We start from the raw sequence: 18,323 nt of genomic DNA, 5'->3' as shown, positions 1-18,323 counted from the left end.
GCCGGCGCGCGGCGGGTCAAGCGGCTCGCCCGCGCAGCGTCCGAGGTGCTTGACGCGACGCCGACGGTGTGATCCGCCGTTGCGCTTAAACGGAGCGGGCCGCCCCAAAGGACGGCCCGAGCTGCTTCGCGAAGGCGCGGTGGACGCCTAGAACGGGATGTCGTCGTCCGCCGGGGCCGAGTTCCGGCCGCCCACGGGCGCGGGCGAGAAGTCCGACGTGTCCGCCGGGACGTCCGAGTGAGGCGTGAAGCCGTTGCCGGCGCCCGCGCCGGCGCTGTAGCCGCCACCGCCGCCGCCCTGGCCGTCTTCACGGCCGCCGAGGAACTGGACGCTGTCGGCGACGATCTCGATCGCCTCGCGCTTGTTGCCGTTCTGGTCCTGCCACTCACGCCACTCGAGGCGGCCGTCGAGCGCCACGGGACGACCCTTGGCGAGGAAGCGCGCCGCGTTCTCGCCCTGGGCGCCCCAGACCGTCACGCTGAAGTAGTTCGGCTTGTCGACCCACTCGCCGTTCTCCTTGCGGCGCGAGTTGGACGCGATGCGCAGGCTGCACACCGACATGCCCGACGGCAGCGACCGAAGCTCCGGATCGCGCGTCAGGTTCCCCGTGAGGACGACGCGATTGATGTTGCTTGCCGCCATGGTGGTCGGCTCTCCTTTCAGACTTTCGTAGTCTCTGAAGGCGAGTCTACGGCCGTGTTCGGAGGGACCGGCGGTCTACGCCGCTTTCTCCGCACAATTGATGCAGAGTCGTTACACGGCGTGGCGGACGGAACGCAGGTCGGCCACTTCGCTACTCTGTTCCGTCGGCGCCCGCACGGCGTCTGGCCTCGTGCGCGCGAGGCGCGCATTCGAAGCGAGACAGCAGCTAGAGAGGTTTCAACCAGTGGCGAAGCAGCGCAGCCGGCCGACGCGCCGGAGGGATCGTAAGACCGGCGGGGGTGGCGGACGCCGCAAGTCCTGCCAGTACTGCCGTGACAAGGTCGAGTTCGTCGACTACAAGGACATCAACGCGCTCAAGAAGTTCGTGAGCGACCGCGGCAAGATCCGTTCGCGTCGCATCACCGGGGCGTGCCGTCGCCACCAGAACCAGATCGCGACCGCGGTCAAGCGCGCCCGTGAGCTGGCGCTGCTGCCGTACGTCGGCGAGGGCTCTGACAAGGACGAAGAGCGCGGCGGCCGTGGTGGCCGCGGCGGGCGCGACCGGTAGGTAGCGACTGATGCCCCAGGCCATCCTCCTGCAGGACCACGAGACCCTCGGCGAGCGCGGCAGCGTCGTCGACGTCTCCAAGGGCTACCTGCGCAACTACCTGATTCCGCGCAAGCTGGCCCAGCCGGCCACGAAGGGCGCGATCGTCGCCGCCGAGAAGCGCCGCGAGACGGCCGAGAAGGCCGCCGCGACCGCTCTGGCCTCCGCTCAGGAGACCGCGGCCCTGCTGTCCAAGACGGTCCTCACGATCCCGCACCAGGCGGGCGACGACGGGCGCCTCTTCGGCTCCGTCACGACGCAGGACATCGTCGACGCGATCCAGGAGGCCCGCGGCATCGCCATCGACCGCCGCAACGTCTCCCTCGAGGAGCCGATCCGCACCGTCGGAACGCGCATGATCGAGGTCGAGGTCGAGGACGGCGTCGTCGCGACCATCAAGACCATGGTGGTCGAGCAGAAGTAGCTCGGACTCACCTCCGGGAAGTTTGATGAAGCCGCCGGCCGCAAGCCGGCGGCTTCGTCGTTCCTAGGCCTTCGTCTGCGTGTAGCCGCCGATCGGCAGCACGTGCAGGTTCACGTTGCGCAGGAGCACGTACTTGCCCTGCGGGCCGCCGTCGTCCTTGCAGTCCAGCCGCACGCTCTCCGTGTCGGCCGTGTCGACCCGCGTCAGGCCCTGCAGCGAGAACGTCCCGTACTCCGGCCCTTCGTCGCTGACCTCGACCGTCGTCGCGTCCAGCGAGTCCCAGACGCCGTTGTAGTGGCGGATGCGCAGCTCGCACGTGACCGCCGCCCACGCGCGGCCGTACGGCTGCTCGGTGAGCCACGCGGTGCCCTTGGCGGTCACGTGGTAGGCGCCCTGCGCGAGCTCGATCTTCGACAGCGTGCTGAAGCTCGTGCCCACGTTCCAGTTCTTGGAGTTCCACTTGGCGAGCATGTGCGGCTTCGACGCGGGTCCCGCCGGCCCGGCGGGACCCTGCGGCCCGACCTCGCCCTGGGGCCCGACGGGACCCTGCTGGTTGATGGGCACCACCGTCTCGGTGTTCCCGCACGGCCGGGCCGGGCCGGTCGGGTCGACCACACGCACGGCACCGGTGGTCGACACGCACATCGTCACGACGCCGTCGTTGGAGATCGCCGCCTGGCCGACGCCCGCGGCCACGCCGGCGATGGCCACCGTCGCCGCGGCGACCTTGAGGGAGAAACGCATCTGGGGAGGGTCCTTTCGACTTGGGGAGGTCACCGGGAAAAGGCCCCGGCGCCGCGCCGCGTTACCCCTGGAGTGACCCTGCCCGGGAAGGCAGGGAAAAGAGTGGGGTAGGACCCCCGTGGTCATGGAGGGCGGGCCGACGGATCATGCGGCCATGGGATTTCTCAAGGACATGCGCGCCTTCAAGGAGCTCGCCGACGCCGCCCCCCGCCCTGGCCTGCGCGCCACCCTGCGTGACGGCCTCGCCACCGCCGGCCAGGTGACCGCCGACGCCCACCGCGCCCAGCACCTCGTGCACAACGGCCTCGTCGGCAGCGCCACGATCACGAGCATCCGCGACACCGGCACGACGATCAACGAGCACCCGCTCGTGGAGCTCGGCCTCCAGATCTCCCTCGACGGCCGCGCGCCCTACGCCGTCAGCCACACCCAGCTGATCAACCGCCTGGCCGTCGGCGGCTTCACGCCCGGCGCGACCGTGCCCGTCCGCGTCGACCCGGCCGACCCGACCTCGGTGCTGGTGGCCTGAGATGCAGGACCAGGACCTCGTCACCGCGCTCTACCGCGAGCACTTCGACCCGATCCGCCGGCGGGCCCAGGCGATCACGCGCTGCCCGCACACGGCGCAGGACGTGGCGCAGGACGCCCTGCTGGCGACCTTCGCGCACCTGGACCGGCTCGACCGCGACGACGTCGAGGCCTACGCCACCACGGTCGCGCGCCGCACGGCGCTGCGTCGGCGCAGCGTCCTCGCCGACCCGATCGACCGCACGCAGGAGGACCACGCGAGCGCCGTGGTCCTGCGCGACCACGTCCGCGGCGCGCTCAGCGCGCTGCCGGAGCGCCAGCGCCAGGCGATGTTCCTGCAGGTCTACGCCGACCGCCCCAACGACGAGATCGGCGCCGCGCTGGGCCTCACCGCCAACGCCGCGGGCCAGCTGCTGCACCGCGCGCGCCGCTCGCTTCAGTCCAGCCTCGACGCGAGCTGAGCCCGGCTCGAGATGTCCAGCTTGCGGTAGGCGGAGCTCAAGTGCATCTCCACCGTCTTGAGCGTCACGAACAGCTCCTGCGCGATCTCGCGGTTGCTCGCGCCGTCGGCCGCCAGCCGCGCGACGCGCGCCTCCGCCGCCGTCAGGCCGAGCGCCCCGTGCCCACCGCGACGGCGCGGCTTCGCGCCCGCGGCGGCGAGCTCGTCGAGCGCCTCGTCGACCAGCCCCTTGGCCGCGCACGCCGACGCGAGCTCCATCGCCTCCCGCAACGGCTCCCGCGCCGCGGCGGGGCCGCCGGCGACGCGCCGGGCGCGCCCGAGCGCGAGCAGCGCACGGGCCCGCACGAGCGGCGCCCCGGCGGCCGCCACCACTTCGAGCGCATCGATGTCCCGCGTCACCAGCGCGTGCGTGAGCAGCGCCTCGGAGTCGATCCCGTAGGCGCGGGCGAGCGCCAGGTGCTCGGCCGCCAGCGCCGCGGCCCGCTCCGGCTGCCCCGCCGCCGCGGCGCTGAGCGCGGCGGTCCGCCGCCAGGGCAAGAACACCGGGTTGTCGCACAGCGCGGCCTGCGCGCGACGGCCGAGCGCCTCGGCGGCCGCCAGAGCCGCGTCCGGGCGCCGCTGGGCGAGCAGCACCCGCCCGCGCGCCTGCTCGGCGAGCAGCACGACCGGTAGCGGCTGGACCGTCTGGGTGTCGATCGCCGCGACCGCCGCCGCGGCCTCCTCCACCCGCCCCTGCTCGAGCAGGATCTCGGCCAGGAACTGCATCGCGCCCGCGTTCCCGAACCGCCACGACGGGTGCTCGGACAGCTCGAGCGACTGCTGCGCGTCCGCCTCGGCGGCCTGCAGCGCCCCCAGCCGCAGGTGCGTGCCCGCGCGCAGCACCAGCGCCAGCGCGTGGATGACGAGCGCGCCGGTACGCCGGCCGACCTCCACGGCACGGTCGAGCTCCGTGCGTGCGAGCTCGAGCTGGTCGCTCAGCATCAGCGCCCAGATGCCGTAGCCGTAGGCCATCGTCGTCGAGAGGTCGAGCGGCGGGGTCCCGTGCGTGAAGACGGGCACGGCGAGCGCCGCCACCTGCGCGGCCGGGACGTTGCGCATCGACAGCTCGTAGGCCGTCGTGGCGGCGAGCAGACCGCCGTCCGGCGTGCCGGCGGCCACGACGTCGCGGTGCGCGAGCGCCGGGGCGGACTCCGTGAACAGCGCCGCCGCGTGCAACGCCGCGCGGATCGTCGGCTCCTCCGGGAGCGTCGCCTGGTCGAGCACCGCGAAGGCGTCCGCGGTCCGGCCGGACATCGCGAGCGCGCCGGAGTACTGGAGCGTGATCCTCGCGTCCCCCGGCGCCAGGGTCAGCGCGCGCTCGTAGTTGGCGATCGCGTCGGGCAGGCCGGCGGACGACTGCGCGTCGGCCAGGCGGGCGAGCGTACGTGCGCGACGCTCGCCGGTCGCGCCCGGCTCCTCCAGCGCGCGCCCCAGGAGCGCGGCCGCCGTGTCGGGCGCGCCCGCCGACAGCGCGCGCTCGGCCGCCGCCTCGAGCTCCTCCGCCGCCCACGGCTCCCCGACCGGACCCGTGTGCAGCAGGTGCGCCGCGACCTGCTCGCCCGCCACGCCGCGGGCGTGCAACGCGGCCGCCGCCCGCGCGTGCTGAGCGGTGCGCTCGACCGGCGACAGCAGCCGGTAGACCGACGTGCGCACGAGCGGGTGGACGAACCGCAGCCCGTTCGTGCCCTCCTCGAGGATGTTCGCGCGCAGCAGCGCCTCGACCGCCTCCGGCTCCACGGCCGCGAAGGCGAGCGCCTCCGCCGCCGGCGTGTCGTCGCCGAGGACGGCGATCGCCTGCGCGAGCGCCAGCGCCGCCGGTGAGCCGCTCAGCGACCGGCGCACGCGCTGGCCGATCGGCCGCACGCCCAGCGCCCGCAGGGCCTCGGCGCTGTCCACGGTCCCGCGCGCCTCGGCCACGAGCGCGCGGAGCATCAGCGGGTTGCCGGCCGTCAGCTCGTGACAGACGCCGGCGAGATGCGTGCCCTCGGGCCAGGCCTGCTCGAGGTAGCGGCCGGTCGCCTCGGCCGAGAGCCGGTCGACCGCGAGCGTGTGCACGAGCGGGTCGTCGAGCATGTCGGCCAGCGCCTGCCGGTGCTCGACCTCCGTGAGCGGGCGGCTGGCGAGCAGCTGCGCGACGGGCAGCCCGTCGAGCCGGTGCCCGAGGAAGCGCAGGAAGCGCAGGCTGGGCTCGTCGGCGCGGTGGGCGTCGTCGACGGCGAGGACGATCGGCCCGAGCCGCTCCGCGAGGTTGACCACGAGCCAGTACAACCCCTGCTGGCGTGCGAACGACGCGTCGTCGCCCGCCTGCGGCGACGGATCGAAGACCGAGCGCGCGAGCTCGGCGGGCCCTTGCCAGACGTCGTCAAGCGTGCGTGTGAGCGGCTCGAGCAGCTGGCGGACGACGCCGTAGGGGAACTCCTGCTCGAGCTCGTCGCCGCGAGCGCGCAGGACGGTGGCGCTTGCGGCCGCACGCGTGAGCTCGCGCAGCAGCATCGACTTGCCGACGCCCGCCTCCCCCACGACGAGGATCGTGGTCCCCGCGCCGGCGCTCACGTCCTGCAGGGCATCGGCGAACGCGCCGAGATGCTGCTCGCGCTCCAGCAGCAGTCCCGCCGGACTCGGCGCGACGACGGGATCGAGAATGGTCACCGCCGCAGATCCTTGCAGTTTGCGAAGTGCGAACGTGTGTTCGTCCGATGCCGGGCCTAGACTCGCTGCTCTGCGATGACGGCGACGAACGGCACATCCGAGTTCAACGGCGCCCCGCTGGCGCCCCCGCAGAACCTCGAGGCGGAGCAGTCCGTGCTGGGCGCGGTGCTGATGTCGGAGTCGGTCCTGCCGGCCCTGATCATCGACGAGCGGCTGACGGCGAAGGACTTCTACCGCGCCAGCCACGGCCGCATCTACGAGGCCATGCTGGACCTCAACAACTCCGGCAGCCCGATCGACGCGTTGACGGTCGTCGAGCACCTCAAGCAGGCCGGTGACCTGGAGTCGGTGGGCGGCGCGGCCGCGGTCGAGCTGCTCGCGGGGTCGGTCCCGGCGCTGGGCAACGTGCGCCAGTACGCGCGGATCGTGCGCGAGAACGCGATGCTGCGGCGGCTGCTGCACGCCTCGTACGAGATCCAGGAGCGCGTGCACGGGCACGAGGCGCTCCCGCGTGAGCTCGTGGATCAGGCGGAGCGGCTCATCCTCGAGGTCGCGCATGAGGACTCGAGCAAGGACTTCAAGTCGATCGAGAACGTGCTCGACGAGGAGCTGGACAAGCTCCAGAAGCTCTCGCAGGAGGGCACGGCGATCACCGGCACGCGCTCCGGGTTCGAGGACCTGGACGTACTCACCGGCGGCTTCCAGCCCGGCAACCTGATCATCCTCGCCGCGCGTCCGTCGATGGGCAAGTCGGCGCTGATGGCGAACTTCTGCGAGAACGCGGCGCTCAACGGCGACAAGGCCGTGCTGCTGTTCTCGCTCGAGATGTCCGACTCCGAGCTCGCGCAGCGCTTCATCGCGTCCCAGGCGTCGATCAAGGGCGACGACCTGCGCAAGGGCCGCGTCCCGCAGTCGCGCTGGGGCAAGATCATGGCCGCGTCGTCGCGGCTGGCCGAGTCCAAGCTCTACATCGACGACTCGTCGGACCTGTCGGTGCTGGACGTGCGCGCGAAGGCCCGCCGCCTGCTCCAGCAGAACCCGCAGGGCCTGGGCCTGATCGTAATCGACTACCTGCAGCTGATGCACGCGGGCGGCGGCGGTGGCGGCGACAACCGCGTCGAGCAGATCGGCCAGATCTCGCGTGGCCTGAAGACGCTCGCGCGCGAGCTGTCGGTGCCGGTGATCGCGCTCTCGCAGCTCAACCGTGGCGTCGAGCAGCGCAAGCCGCCGACGCCGATGCTGTCGGACCTCCGCGAGTCGGGCGCGATCGAGCAGGACGCCGACCTGGTGATGTTCATCTACCGCGAGGACTACTACGACAAGGAGTCCGAGCGCGAGGGCATCGCCGACCTGATCATCGCCAAGCACCGCAACGGCGGCCTGGGCACGATCGAGCTGACGTTCCAGCGCGACTTCCCGCGCTTCATGTCCTACGCCGGGGACGACCGGTACTGATGGACTGCGACAAGTGCGACGGGTCGGGGTTCATCTTCGACGAGGAGGCGCGCAAGGCGTACCCGTGCGAGTGCCGGCCGGCCCGGCTGGCGCGCAAGCGGGCCGCCGCGGTCGCGGGCCGGATCCCCAAGGCGTACCGGGGCGTCTCGTTCGAGCGTGAGCCGCTGCCGTCGCTGGAGCGGTCGCACCCGCACGTCGTGCGCGCGGTCCGCCGCTACTGCGACACGATCACCGAGCGCACCCAGGCCGGCCGCGGGATGTGGTTCACGGGCCCGCCCGGCACCGGCAAGACGACGCTCGCGATGCTCATCTCCAAGCGCGCTATGGAGGCCGACCGCACGGTCGCGATCTACTCGCTGCCGCGGCTGCTGGCGATGCTGCGGGAGACGTTCCGCGACGACGCCACGCACAGCCTCAGCCAGCTGATCGACATGCTCTGCTCGGTGGACCTGCTGCACATCGACGACGTCGGCGCCGAGCAGACCTCGCCGTGGGTGCTCGAGCAGCTCTACACGGTCGTCAACACCCGCTACGAGGAGCAGCGGTCGATCATCGTCACCACGAACCTGATCGACATCGCCGCCGAGCAGCCCGACCAGGAGCTGCGCGAGCAGATCGGGGACCGCACGGTCTCGCGCCTGTACGAGATGTGCGGCGACCCGCTGCCGATGTTCGGCGCCGACCGCCGGCTCGAGGCCCAGTTCAACCTTCCCGAACCGGTGCCGACCTCCACCACTCCGGACCCGTTCGACGACTCGCAGTGGGACGAGCGGCCCTCGGGATACGGCCGCTCGCGCTGAGCCCCGTAGACTGAACCCACGACATGGCCGGCATCGTGATCGTGGGCGCCCAGTGGGGCGACGAAGGCAAGGGCAAGGTCATCGACCTGCTCGCGGAGAACGCGGACATGGTAATCCGCTTCCAGGGCGGCAACAACGCCGGCCACACCATCGTGCGCGGTGACGTGCACTGGAAGTTCCACCTGATCCCGTCCGGGATCCTGTACCCGGGCAAGCTGTGCGCCATCGGCAACGGGGTCGTGATCGACCCGAAGGTGCTGACGGACGAGCTGGACGGGCTACGGGCGAAGGGCGTGGACCTGTCCGGGCTGCGGATCAGCGCCAACGCGCACCTGATCATGCCGTACCACATGTACCTGGATCACGCCGGCGAGACCAAGCTCGGCAAGCTCCAGATCGGCACGACGCGCCGCGGCATCGGCCCTGCCTACGCCGACAAGGCCGCGCGCCTCGGCATCCGCGTGCAGGACCTGCTGGACGAGAAGATCCTCAAGAAGAAGATCGTCGCGGCGATGGAGCCCAAGCGCCTCCAGCTGCGCCCGTACGCGAAGGCCCCGGAGCTCGACCTGCAGTCGATGACCGAGGACTACCTCACGTACGGCCACCGGATCGCGCAGTACGTCGCCGACACGGCGCGGCTGACGTGGGACGTGTTGGACTCGGGCAAGAACGTCCTGTTCGAGGGCGCGCAGGGCACGCTGCTGGACATCGACCACGGCACGTATCCGTTCGTGACGTCGTCGAACCCGGTCAGCGCCTCCGCCTGCACGGGCACCGGCGTCGGCCCGAAGGACATCGACGAGATCTGGGGCATCGCCAAGGCGTACGCCACCCGCGTCGGCTCCGGTCCGTTCCCGACCGAGCTGGACGACGAGCTCGGCGCGACGCTGCGCGAGGCCGGCGGCGAGTACGGCACGACGACGGGCCGCGCCCGCCGCGTCGGCTGGGTGGATCTGGTCGCGCTGCGCTACGCCGCGCGCATCAACTCGCTCACGCACCTCGCGATCACGAAGCTGGACGTGCTCACGGGCCTCGGCCCGCTGAACGTCTGCACGCGCTACCGCGGCGCCGAGGAAGCGACGTTCGACAACTACCCGTACCACCAGACCGTGATGCACCACGCGTCGGGCGACTACGAGCAGCTCCCGGGCTGGGACGAGGACATCACGGGCGCGCGCACCGAGGAAGAGCTGCCGCAGAACGCGCGCGACTACCTGAAGTTCATCTCGGACTTCGTCGGCGTGCCGATCGCGCTGATCGGCGTCGGCCCGGGCCGCGACCAGGTGATCTGGACGGACGCCGGGCGGGCGACCTACGCCGCCCGCACCGAGGGCGTCACGGCCTAGCGCGCGTTGGCCTTCAGGGATTCCTGGAGGCCGGCCAGCACCCGCACCACCCGCAGCCCCGCTTCCCCGTCGGAGCGGGGCTTCGTCCCGTTGCGGATCGAGTCCACGAAGTGCTCGCACTCGATCCGCAGCGGCTCCTTGTTGGCGATCCGCGGCGAGCGGATGTCCCCTGAGCGCGTGATGTACTCGCCGTAGGACTCGGCCTTCTCGTCGAAGCCCTTGTCGTAGACGGTGACCTTGCGCTCGAGCTCCATGTCGTCGAACGTCGCCATCCGCTTGGAGCCGACGACCGTGAACGCGCGCGTCTTGTGCGGGTCCAGCCAGCTCAGGTGCAGATGGGCGGCGATCCCGGAGTCGAACCGCATGAACGCGAACACGACGTCCTCCACGCCCTGGCGCATGTACGCCTCGCCGCGTGCCTCGAGGTACGTCGGGCCCGCGCCGGCGAGGTGCAGGATCACGGACACGTCGTGCGCGCCGAGCGACCACAGCGCGTTCTCGTCCGTCCGCAGCTGGCCGAGGTTCAGGCGCTGCGAGTAGATGTAGTGGATGTCGCCGAGCTCACCCGAGTCGGCGATCTCCTTGAGCTTCTCGACGCCGGGGTGGTACACGAGCAGGTGCCCGACCATCAGGATCCGGTCGGCCCGCTTGGCCGCGGCGACGGCGCGCTCGGCGTCCTCGACGGTGTACGCGAGCGGCTTCTCGACGTAGCAGTGCTTGCCGGCCTGCAGGACGCGCTCGGCCAGCGGGCCGTGGGTGGGCACGGGCGTCGCCAGCACGACCGCGTCCAGCTCGGGGTCGTCGAGCAGGTCCTCCAGGTCAGCGGTGAAGCGGGCGCTGGGGAAGCTCGACGCCCACTTCTCCCGGTTGGCCTCGGATTCGTCGCAGCACCACTTCAGGGTGCACGTGGGGATGGCCGCGAAGTTGCGCGCCAGGTTGGGTCCCCAGTAGCCGAGACCTACGACGCCGACGTTAATGGGCTGCATATGAGTGGGTACTGCGTAGACATGGGTCTTCTCCGGGGCATCGTCCACGCCTCACGGCACGTGGCTTGGTACGTGGACTACCAGTGCGGCGGCAAGCCGCGCTCGTTGAGCTAGCCAATCTCGGCCTCGATCGCCTGCCGCAGCGCCTCGTGCGCGCGGAGGGTCACCGGCCCAGGAGCCGCCGGCAGCTGAAGGTCGTCGATCGCGGCGACCGGCTGCACCTCGCGCACCGAGGACGCGAGGAACGCCTCCTCCGCGCCGTGGAGCGTGTCCAGCGTGCAGACCTCCTCGTCGGCGCCCGCCACCGCGATCAGCTTCGCGCGGGTGACCGACTCGAGGATCCGGTCCTCGAGCGGTGGCGTCCGCAGGCGGCCGTCACGCACCCAGAAGAACGCGGACGTCGCCCCCTCCAGCACGCGGCCGTGCGGGGTGACCAGGAGCGCGTCGTCGAAGCCCTGCTCGTGCGCGAGGCGCCGGGCGAGGTCGTTCGCGGCGTAGGAGATCGTCTTGAGGCCCTCCGTGATCCGGTTGGGCGCGTAGCGCACCGTGCCGACGCGCGCGATCCGTGGCCGGTGCGGGAGCGGCTCCACGAACAGGATCCGGCGGCCACCGCGGGTGAGGACGATGCGCAGCACGCCGTCCACGGGGCCGGCAGCCTCGAGCAGCCGGGAGATCTCGTGGCTGAGCGCGGACTCGTCGTACTCGAGCCGGAGCCCGGCCGTCGTGCTCCGCAGGCGCTCGAGGTGCTCGCCGAGGCCGAACGGCCGGCCGGAGTACAGCCGCAGCCCTTCGAAGGCGCCGTCGCCGCGCAACAGCCCTTCGTCCGTGATCGGGACCCGTGCCTGCTCGGCGGGCCCGATGGCGCCGTCCACGCTGGCGAGCATGCCGATGGAGGGTATTAGGGCACGTCTCGGCGGGCGGTGAGGGCGTACGCGACGACCCCGGCGAGCCCCATGTAGGCGAGCATCGCGAGCCCACCCGCCCAGGCCGGCGGAAGGTCCTCGGTCGCGCTGCGCGTGAGCGCGGCACCGGCGCCGCCCGGGCCCCACCGGGCGATCGGGTCCGACAGGCCGGAGAACAGCGGCTCGAGGAACAGCAGCACCGCGAGGGTCGCGATCACGGGCGGTGCCGCCGACCGTGCGGCGAGGCCGAGCGCGGCGCCCGTGGCGGCCATCAGCGCCGTGTAGACGACGGTGCCGAGCACGCGCGTGGCGAGGTCGTCGACCGCGGGCAGCTTCGAGCCGCCGAAGCCGAGCAGCACGTACGTGAGCACGCCGGCCATCGCCGCGCCTCCGAGGCCGAGCAGCGCACCCGCGGCCGCGTACGCCAGCAGGCGGTCCTGCACGGCCGCACGGCGGTCGTGGCGGGCGATCAGCGCCAGCCCGAGCCCACCGCGAGCCACCTCGCCGCCGGCGGTCGCCGCGCCGTACACGATCGCGACGAGGCCGGAGATCGCACCGGAGGACAGCGCGCTGCGCGCGTCGGTGAGCGTGGTCGTGTCCAGGTCCTTGAGGCCGAGGTAGGAGATCGCCAGGAAGCCGCTGAACGCGAGCGCCAGCGCCAGCGCCCGACGGAAGCCCGGCACGCTGCGCAGCGCGGCCAGCTCCACGTTCACCGCGAAGCCTCCGTCAGGCCGACGTAGAGGGCCTCGAGCGCGCCCTGCGTGCTCATCTCGTGCAGCACCGCACCGCTGTCCCGGACCGCGCGCCCGACCGTGTCGGGGTCCGCGCCCGCGACGATGATCGTGCCCGGGCCGTCAGACGTCGCATCGAGCCCGTCCAGCGCCGCCAGCAGCTTCTCGGGCTCGGGCGAGCGAAGCCGGATCCGCTGCGCGAGCAACGCCGCCAGCTCCCCCTCCGCCACGCGCCGCCCGCGGTTGACCACGACGACCCGATCGCACGTGGCCGCCACGTCCTCGAGCACGTGGCTGGACAGCAGCACCGTGCCGCCCGCGGCGGCGTGCGCCCGCAGCCGCTCACGCAGCGTCCGCAGCGCATGCGGGTCCAGCCCGCTGGCGGGCTCGTCGAGCAGCAGCACGTCGGGAGCCGCGATCAGCGCGGCGGCCAGGCTCAGCCGGCGCCGCGTGCCGTGCGAGCACTGGCCGACGAGCTTGTCCGCGGCGTGCTCGAGGTCGGCGGCCGCGAGCGCGGCGTCGATGTCCGCGTCCTGCCGGCCCGCCCGCGCGGCGGCCAGCGAGAGCTCGTTCCACACGCTGCGCGCCGGGTGGAACCCGTCCCGGTCGAGCACACCCCCGACGCGACCGGCCGCCTCCGCACGCCCGCTCGTCGCGCGCGTGAGCCCGAACAGCACGCGCAGCGTGGTCGTCTTGCCCGCGCCGTTCGGCCCCAGGAACCCGCACACGCTCCCCTGGGGAACCGCGAAACTGAGCCCGTCGACGGCCGCCGTGCGCCCGTAGCGCTTGGTCAGCTCCTCGACGACGACGGCATCCACGCCGCCGAGGCTAGTCAGTTGGGGTTGTAATCCTGCACAAGATCGGGCGCCTGCGGCACGGATTTCGGCACGAGGATGTGGTCGGCGTTCCCGAGCACCTCCGCGGTGGCCGCTTCCACGGTCATCGGCCACGGGTGCCGCTCGATCCCGACGATCGAGCGCACGGTCTCGTCCTCGTCGCGGATCGCGATCCCCTCGGCCGCGAGCAGGTCCGCCACGGCCCGCCCGACCGCGAGCGCCTCGAGCTCGGTGAGCCGCTCCAGCAGCACCGTCAGCCGGTAGGACCGTGGAACCGAGTCAGGCTCCGCGTCGGCGTGCGGGCCGAGATGCACATGGGGAAAGCCGCCGGTCATGCGGCAACGCTACCCCGATCGGTCGTCGTCGATGACCTGGCGCGCGTGTGGCCGAGCAGCGTGAACGCCGCGAGCGAGGCGACCCACGACAGGCCCGCCAGCACCCACCACCCCTGCTGGAAGGCGCTGAGGTCCGGCTGCGTGCCGAGGATGGCGACCAGGATCGCGACGCCGATCGCCAGCCCGACCTGGCGCAGCGTGTTGACGACCGCCGAGCCGGTCGCGAACGCGTGCGGCGGAAGCGAGCCCGCGGCGGTCGCCATCAGCGTCGGCAGGGTGAGGCCGACGCCGATCCCCGTCGCCAGCATCCCGGGCAGCATCGCGCCGACGTAGTCCGGCTCGATCTCGATCTCCAGCGCGAACCAGGCCAACCCGAGGCCGAACACCGCCGTGCCGACGCCGGCCACCACGCCGGGTCCGTAGCGCGCGATCAGCCGCCCGGCGAGCAGGACGCCGAACAGCGGCACCATCAGCGGCCCAGGGGCGATCGCGAGCCCCGTCTGCAGGGCCGACCAGCCCCACGCCGTCTGCGCCCACAGCACGGCCGCGAGCAGCATCGCGCCGAACGCCATCGAGAACAGGATCATCGCGATGCCCGCCCCGCGGAACGGCCGCCCGCGGAACAGCGCCGGGTCCACGAGCGGGTTCTGCGCCCGCACCGTGTGCAGCACGAACAGGACGAGCGCCGCCACCGCGACCGCGAGCACGCCGATGGTCGCCCCGCTCGCCCACCCCCAATCCTCGGCCTTCACGAGACCGAGCGTCAACGCGGCGATCCCGCCGGTGCCGAGCGCCGCCCCGAGCGCATCGGGATGCGGCACCTCATGCCCCGCCACGCGCGGCAGCCGCCGCCACCCGACGACCAGCGCCGCCAGACCGATCGGCACGTTCACCAAGAAGACCCAACGCCACGACGCCGACACGAGCAGCCCGCCGACCACCGGCCCCAGCGCCGCCGCCGCCCCGCCGACCGCCGTCCAGATGCGCACCGCCGACGGCCGCCGGGACGGCTCCGTCGTCACGAGGATGAGGCTCAGCGACGTCGGCGTGAGCAGCGCCGCACCCGCCGCCTGCACCAGGCGGAAGACCACCAGCGCCTCGAGCGAGGTCGCCGCGGCGCAGGCCGCGGACGCCGCCGTGAACACCAGCACCCCGACGAGGAAGCCCAGGTCGCGCCGGCGCCGCTCGGCCATCCGCCCGAACAGCAGCAACAGCGCGGCGTACACGATCGCGTACCCGTTCAGCACCCACGACAGCTCCGCCAGCCCCGGCGCCCCGAAGTCCTCCGCCATGTCCGGCAGCGCGACGTTGACGATGAACAGGTCAAGGCTCGCCAGCACGACGGCCGCGCACACCACGACGAGGACGACCCCGGACGACGCATCCGCGCGCCGCAGCTGACTTAGCCAATTCATAGCCAGCACCGTACCAGGCTGACTGCTGCGAACAGAAGCCAGATACCATCACCCTCATGAGCGACGTCGTCCGGATGGCGGGCACCCTCGACCCACGCAGCGGCTGGACCGCCACGCACTGCTCGATCGCCAAGGCGCTCGACGTCGTCAGCACGCGCACCGCGTTCCTGCTCCTCCGCGAGGCCTTCTACGGCACCACCCGCTTCGACGACTTCGCCGAGCGCGTCGGAGCGAGCGAACCCGTCACCGCCTCCCGCCTGCGCGAGCTGGTCGACGCGGGCCTGCTCGCCAAGCAGCCCTACAAGGAACCCGGCCAGCGCACCCGCCAGCGCTACGTCCTCACCGAGATGGGCCGCGACCTGTTCCCCGCGCTCGTCGCCCTCATGCAGTGGGGCGACCGCTGGACGAACGACGGCGGCTACGTCCACCTCGAGCACGCCGGCTGCGGCGCCCGCGTCCACGCCGAGCTGCGGTGCGAGCACGACCACCCGGTCGAGGTCTCGGACCTCGAGCTGCACCGCAGCCGTTAAACGACGAAACCGCGCTTTCGCGCGGCTTCGTGAGTGCCCCCGGAAGGAATCGAACCTTCAACCTTCGGATTAAGAGTCTGGGCGAGCGAGTTCCCTTTGGCTCTGTAGAGCCGTTTTGAGGCGCGCTTGATCCCGTTGGGAGGGGTCAGTTCTGCTGACTTCGGGACACAGTTCGGGACACAAACCGCCCCCGGCTACTCGTACCACCTGATCGTTCCAGAGTGCTTGCGTGGAACGTCCGCAGCCCGGTACATACTGGCCGCGGTCAATGACTGCCCTAGCGCGAATCACGATCTTCATTCTTGGCTTGGTCGCCGGCGCGGCAATTGTCGCTTTCGCCCTCGTGAGTGATCCAGTGATCCCAGGTCCCGGCTGGTTGAGCGTCCTGCTGGTGTCCCTGATCGCGGTCGTAGTCGGGACAGTGGTGACCCTGGGGCTCATCGTCTTGTGGAGGGCTCTGACCGCGGAGCCACCACCCTCAGAGGAAGCCGCCCTCGAAGCTGCGGAGGCAGAAGCGTTCAGAGAGGTTGGGGGCGTTCGCGAACTCGCAGCGGCTGCAGCACCCCTTTTCTGGGATCGCGAGACTTTCGTTCGCAGACGCGTCGAGCAGTTGGAGTTGCTCGACTTCAATATCGCCCGCCGCCGGATCAGCGTCGATTTCGAGGTACCGGATTTCGGCGCCGAGGACGGCGAAGAGCTCTCATACCTCCCGCTGTCGGTTCTGCGCAACTGGCCCCCAGTTCTCGCGTTTGATCTGCGGGACGAGTGGGGCGCCGTCGTCCCTCTTCTTTCGAAGGGGACAACGAACCTCCTGGACGAGCGCGTTCTCACGGGCGTCGCTGAGTACGCGCTCGGAGCCGAGGTTCATGAGCACGTCGCCGAATTGCTCCACAGCATCGTCCATGGCGAGGGCGACACATCTCGACATGCCCTTCGCGTCCTGTCGCTCGCCCTCCAGGAGTATCTGGCAGCTCGGGAGGAACCGATTGATCCTGAGCCGTTTCGTCGGCTGATCGATCTGGCAACGATCTTCGTGGACAGCACGTTGCTGTGGATTGATGTTCGCGGGCAATCCGGGACTCGCCGCGTGGTCAAGGTGGCGTACGACGTACCGGTCAAGGCGCGGCTCGCACCGCTGCGCAGCCTCCTGACGACACTCGGGCTTCGCAGCGTTCTGGTGGGCATCGACGTTCCGCATGTCTCGGACGCCGGGAGCTACCACCTTGAGATGAACGCTCCGCCAGGGCTCGAGGTCGTGGCGGGGGCGCTTGTTCTGGACTCGGACCCCGCGCCACCCGGGTTGCCTTCACGCGTCCGGCAGCGAGCAGCGCGGATCCTGTCCATCTTGGAGGACCGGCTGGCTATCACTCTCGGGCGTCGCGACCCGCGTCCCGTGCTTCATCTGCAGCGGCGCGACGTCCAGCTTCTCACCGGCCGGGTTCATTACTACATCAGCGGGCCCCGACGACGTAGCACGGGTGTCGCGACCGTGCTGCTGTTACCCGAACGTCGCAGACTCCTCGCAGGTGCGCTGGTGACAGGTCTTGTGGCCTGCATATTGACCGCCTACCGAGATCTTGCGCCGAGCATCGTGGCCTCGGACGCAGGGGGAGTGCTGGACGGCGCCGTCGCCTTCCTGCTACTCACCCCCGCGTTCTTGGCCTACACGCTCGCCCGAGAACCCGAGAACGCGTTTCTTCAGCGCGTACTGTCTGGCACGCGCGCTCTGAGCATCTTCGCGATCATGCTGCCGGTAGTCGCCGCGGGAGTGCTTCTTCACGAGGCAGCAAACGCCACGAGCGATGCGTTCGCGCTCATTGACTGGCTGTTCTACGGAGCATGGATCGCTGCGGTGACTTCAGCGCTACCTCTCGTCGTTCCCCGACGGTCGTGGAACAGGAGCGACTAGCGACGGGACTTGGAGGGAACCGCCTCAGCGTCCTTGTCAGAGGGCGGCGCGATCGGATTTGCCGGCCTGGGCTTCGCGAACTTCTCGAGTTCTTCCCTCACCCGCGTAACCTCGTCCAACTGTGGGTCTCGCGGGACCGCTGGCTGCTCTGCGGCTCCGATGAACCAGTTGAGGCGACCAACGTGGTGCGTGCTGAGCGTTGTCTGATGATGGAAGGGAACGTGTCGCTTGTAGCGGCCAGACATGTGGATCTCCTACCTTCCGGTCGGACTGAGGCGGACCCAGTAAAGGGCCGAGCCCGCACTTGTCGCCACTCGCATCCGTCCGGAAGAGCTGCTATGGGCTCCGCCAATCGTAGCGCGCGGCCTTCAGGCGACAGAGCCCTGAACGGGCGAAGTTCGCCCCCCTCCACTACAGTTTCCACTTGGAAACTCAGGTTAGGGACCATGTCGGATGGAAGACGTATTCGCAGCGCTTGGTTTGGGCCACGGAGCGGCCATTGCCGAGCATTTGCAGGCGTCTGACGAACCACTCACGTGGTCCGAGATTTGGCACGGGATCAAGGACACGGGGGCGTCGAGAGGCACCCTGACCAAGTCGCTCGCACGGATGATCGAGGCCGGCCTGGTCCGTCGAGACGATGAGACGTACGTGCTGCGGTATCGACCTGAGCTTGCACTCGTGCTGCGGGACGGCGCGTCGCTAGCCGCCGAGATCCAAGCCGACCGAGCTCGGATGGCTGCCGAGCGAGCTCAACGACTTCGCGACGCGGCCGCCGCGGACGTGGACGATCCCGACTGACAAGCTGCGGCCGCCGTTCGGAGTTGTGCATCCCAGAGGGTGCAAGTGCGTGCCGCTCTTGAAGTCGTCCCTCGACCCAGACGTCGTCCCTCGCTGAAGTAGGCCGGCTCGGTGGCCGTCGGCCACCTTCCACTGGCTGAGAGGTCGATGCCTCTTGCCGGTCATGCGCATGAAGTCGATTGCC

Annotated in this window: 19 protein-coding genes; 10 read left to right on the top strand and 9 right to left on the bottom strand. The window is 71.0% G+C overall.

The annotated features are described in order from the left end of the window. Nucleotides 1-147 precede the first annotated feature (147 nt). On the bottom strand, nt 148-642 hold the full coding sequence (locus tag C8N24_RS11610) for a single-stranded DNA-binding protein (protein WP_121250185.1): 495 nt from the start codon (nt 640-642) through the stop codon (nt 148-150). A gap of 244 nt (nt 643-886) precedes the next feature. Here C8N24_RS11610 and rpsR point away from each other — a divergent pair, with 244 nt between their 5' ends. Together rpsR and rplI are read left to right on the top strand one after the other, a co-directional pair. Then, complete coding sequence (gene rpsR, locus C8N24_RS11605) at nt 887-1,210, top strand: 30S ribosomal protein S18 (protein ID WP_245971830.1); 324 nt, start codon at nt 887-889, stop codon at nt 1,208-1,210. A gap of 10 nt (nt 1,211-1,220) precedes the next feature. Then, entirely contained in the window at nt 1,221-1,673 is a 453-nt protein-coding gene (gene rplI / locus C8N24_RS11600; protein WP_121250183.1) for a 50S ribosomal protein L9, read from the top strand. A 63-nt stretch (nt 1,674-1,736) separates the two neighbouring features. Here rplI and C8N24_RS11595 read toward each other — a convergent pair whose 3' ends face one another. Then, entirely contained in the window at nt 1,737-2,417 is a 681-nt protein-coding gene (locus tag C8N24_RS11595; RefSeq protein WP_121250182.1) for a collagen-like protein, read from the bottom strand. Between the two features lie 154 nt (nt 2,418-2,571). Here C8N24_RS11595 and C8N24_RS11590 point away from each other — a divergent pair, with 154 nt between their 5' ends. Beyond that, nucleotides 2,572-2,946, top strand: coding sequence for a hypothetical protein (locus C8N24_RS11590; RefSeq protein WP_147447749.1), 375 nt, complete (start codon nt 2,572-2,574; stop codon nt 2,944-2,946). A gap of 1 nt (nt 2,947) precedes the next feature. Beyond that, the gene (locus tag C8N24_RS11585) at nt 2,948-3,406 is read left to right on the top strand and encodes an RNA polymerase sigma factor (RefSeq protein WP_121250180.1); all 459 of its coding nucleotides are present in this window, start codon (nt 2,948-2,950) and stop codon (nt 3,404-3,406) included. On the opposite strand, the gene C8N24_RS11580 is transcribed toward C8N24_RS11585, so the two are convergent. After that, nucleotides 3,382-6,093 (bottom strand): helix-turn-helix transcriptional regulator, encoded by a 2,712-nt coding sequence (locus C8N24_RS11580; RefSeq protein ID WP_170179026.1) that lies wholly within the window; start codon nt 6,091-6,093, stop codon nt 3,382-3,384. The two genes, C8N24_RS11585 and C8N24_RS11580, sit on opposite strands and share 25 nt — an antisense overlap. Before the next feature lie 75 nt (nt 6,094-6,168). Between C8N24_RS11580 and dnaB the strand changes: the two genes are divergently transcribed. The 3 genes from dnaB to C8N24_RS11565 are packed head-to-tail and all read left to right on the top strand — an operon-like array spanning nt 6,169 to nt 9,694. Further along, nucleotides 6,169-7,548, top strand: a complete 1,380-nt coding sequence (dnaB, locus tag C8N24_RS11575; RefSeq protein ID WP_121250178.1) for a replicative DNA helicase — start codon at nt 6,169-6,171, stop codon at nt 7,546-7,548. Next, nucleotides 7,548-8,348 carry an ATP-binding protein gene (locus tag C8N24_RS11570; RefSeq protein WP_121250177.1) on the top strand — a complete coding sequence of 267 codons (801 nt, stop codon included), beginning with the start codon at nt 7,548-7,550 and terminating at the stop codon, nt 8,346-8,348. Before dnaB ends, C8N24_RS11570 begins: the two co-directional genes overlap by 1 nt. Nucleotides 8,349-8,371: 23 nt before the next feature. Next, nucleotides 8,372-9,694, top strand: coding sequence for an adenylosuccinate synthase (locus tag C8N24_RS11565; protein ID WP_121250176.1), 1,323 nt, complete (start codon nt 8,372-8,374; stop codon nt 9,692-9,694). On the opposite strand, the gene C8N24_RS11560 is transcribed toward C8N24_RS11565, so the two are convergent. The 6 genes from C8N24_RS11560 to C8N24_RS11535 all read right to left on the bottom strand — a co-directional run bounded on the left by C8N24_RS11560 (nt 9,691) and on the right by C8N24_RS11535 (nt 14,899). Beyond that, nucleotides 9,691-10,680 carry a Gfo/Idh/MocA family protein gene (locus C8N24_RS11560; RefSeq protein WP_121250175.1) on the bottom strand — a complete coding sequence of 330 codons (990 nt, stop codon included), beginning with the start codon at nt 10,678-10,680 and terminating at the stop codon, nt 9,691-9,693. The two genes, C8N24_RS11565 and C8N24_RS11560, sit on opposite strands and share 4 nt — an antisense overlap. Nucleotides 10,681-10,790: 110 nt before the next feature. Further along, complete coding sequence (locus tag C8N24_RS11555) at nt 10,791-11,564, bottom strand: aminotransferase class IV (RefSeq protein WP_121250174.1); 774 nt, start codon at nt 11,562-11,564, stop codon at nt 10,791-10,793. A gap of 14 nt (nt 11,565-11,578) precedes the next feature. Continuing rightward, nucleotides 11,579-12,295, bottom strand: coding sequence for a hypothetical protein (locus C8N24_RS11550; protein ID WP_121250173.1), 717 nt, complete (start codon nt 12,293-12,295; stop codon nt 11,579-11,581). Next, a complete protein-coding gene (locus C8N24_RS11545; RefSeq protein WP_170179025.1) occupies nt 12,292-13,131 on the bottom strand; it encodes an ATP-binding cassette domain-containing protein in 840 nt (279 codons plus the stop codon). Before C8N24_RS11545 ends, C8N24_RS11550 begins: the two co-directional genes overlap by 4 nt. Before the next feature lie 14 nt (nt 13,132-13,145). Beyond that, a complete protein-coding gene (locus tag C8N24_RS11540) occupies nt 13,146-13,484 on the bottom strand; it encodes a hypothetical protein (RefSeq protein ID WP_121250171.1) in 339 nt (112 codons plus the stop codon). Next, nucleotides 13,481-14,899: a DHA2 family efflux MFS transporter permease subunit gene (locus C8N24_RS11535; protein ID WP_121250170.1), complete on the bottom strand. Its 1,419-nt coding sequence runs from the start codon at nt 14,897-14,899 to the stop codon at nt 13,481-13,483. Before C8N24_RS11535 ends, C8N24_RS11540 begins: the two co-directional genes overlap by 4 nt. A 56-nt stretch (nt 14,900-14,955) precedes the next feature. On the opposite strand from C8N24_RS11535, the gene C8N24_RS11530 reads away from it, so the two are divergent. The 3 genes from C8N24_RS11530 to C8N24_RS11520 all read left to right on the top strand — a co-directional run bounded on the left by C8N24_RS11530 (nt 14,956) and on the right by C8N24_RS11520 (nt 18,139). After that, nucleotides 14,956-15,429: a winged helix-turn-helix transcriptional regulator gene (locus tag C8N24_RS11530; RefSeq protein WP_121250169.1), complete on the top strand. Its 474-nt coding sequence runs from the start codon at nt 14,956-14,958 to the stop codon at nt 15,427-15,429. A gap of 391 nt (nt 15,430-15,820) precedes the next feature. After that, a complete protein-coding gene (locus tag C8N24_RS11525) occupies nt 15,821-17,338 on the top strand; it encodes a hypothetical protein (protein ID WP_147447748.1) in 1,518 nt (505 codons plus the stop codon). Between the two features lie 453 nt (nt 17,339-17,791). Further along, complete coding sequence (locus tag C8N24_RS11520; protein WP_121250167.1) at nt 17,792-18,139, top strand: hypothetical protein; 348 nt, start codon at nt 17,792-17,794, stop codon at nt 18,137-18,139. Nucleotides 18,140-18,323 lie beyond the last annotated feature (184 nt).

The organism is Solirubrobacter pauli (assembly GCF_003633755.1).
In the GTDB taxonomy this organism is placed as follows: domain Bacteria; phylum Actinomycetota; class Thermoleophilia; order Solirubrobacterales; family Solirubrobacteraceae; genus Solirubrobacter; species Solirubrobacter pauli.
The sequence above is the reverse complement of the archived record's forward strand: the minus strand, read 5'-3'. Positions and strand labels throughout refer to the sequence as shown.

Coding starts and splice junctions, on each gene's coding strand:
- C8N24_RS11610 (WP_121250185.1), bottom strand. CDS start 642: ATGGCGGCAAGCAACATCAATCGCGTCGTCCTCACGGGGAACCTGACG.
- rplI (WP_121250183.1), top strand. CDS start 1,221: ATGCCCCAGGCCATCCTCCTGCAGGACCACGAGACCCTCGGCGAGCGC.
- C8N24_RS11595 (WP_121250182.1), bottom strand. CDS start 2,417: ATGCGTTTCTCCCTCAAGGTCGCCGCGGCGACGGTGGCCATCGCCGGC.
- C8N24_RS11590 (WP_147447749.1), top strand. CDS start 2,572: ATGGGATTTCTCAAGGACATGCGCGCCTTCAAGGAGCTCGCCGACGCC.
- C8N24_RS11585 (WP_121250180.1), top strand. CDS start 2,948: ATGCAGGACCAGGACCTCGTCACCGCGCTCTACCGCGAGCACTTCGAC.
- dnaB (WP_121250178.1), top strand. CDS start 6,169: ATGACGGCGACGAACGGCACATCCGAGTTCAACGGCGCCCCGCTGGCG.
- C8N24_RS11570 (WP_121250177.1), top strand. CDS start 7,548: ATGGACTGCGACAAGTGCGACGGGTCGGGGTTCATCTTCGACGAGGAG.
- C8N24_RS11565 (WP_121250176.1), top strand. CDS start 8,372: ATGGCCGGCATCGTGATCGTGGGCGCCCAGTGGGGCGACGAAGGCAAG.
- C8N24_RS11560 (WP_121250175.1), bottom strand. CDS start 10,680: ATGCAGCCCATTAACGTCGGCGTCGTAGGTCTCGGCTACTGGGGACCC.
- C8N24_RS11555 (WP_121250174.1), bottom strand. CDS start 11,564: ATGCTCGCCAGCGTGGACGGCGCCATCGGGCCCGCCGAGCAGGCACGG.
- C8N24_RS11540 (WP_121250171.1), bottom strand. CDS start 13,484: ATGACCGGCGGCTTTCCCCATGTGCATCTCGGCCCGCACGCCGACGCG.
- C8N24_RS11535 (WP_121250170.1), bottom strand. CDS start 14,899: ATGAATTGGCTAAGTCAGCTGCGGCGCGCGGATGCGTCGTCCGGGGTC.
- C8N24_RS11530 (WP_121250169.1), top strand. CDS start 14,956: ATGAGCGACGTCGTCCGGATGGCGGGCACCCTCGACCCACGCAGCGGC.
- C8N24_RS11520 (WP_121250167.1), top strand. CDS start 17,792: ATGGAAGACGTATTCGCAGCGCTTGGTTTGGGCCACGGAGCGGCCATT.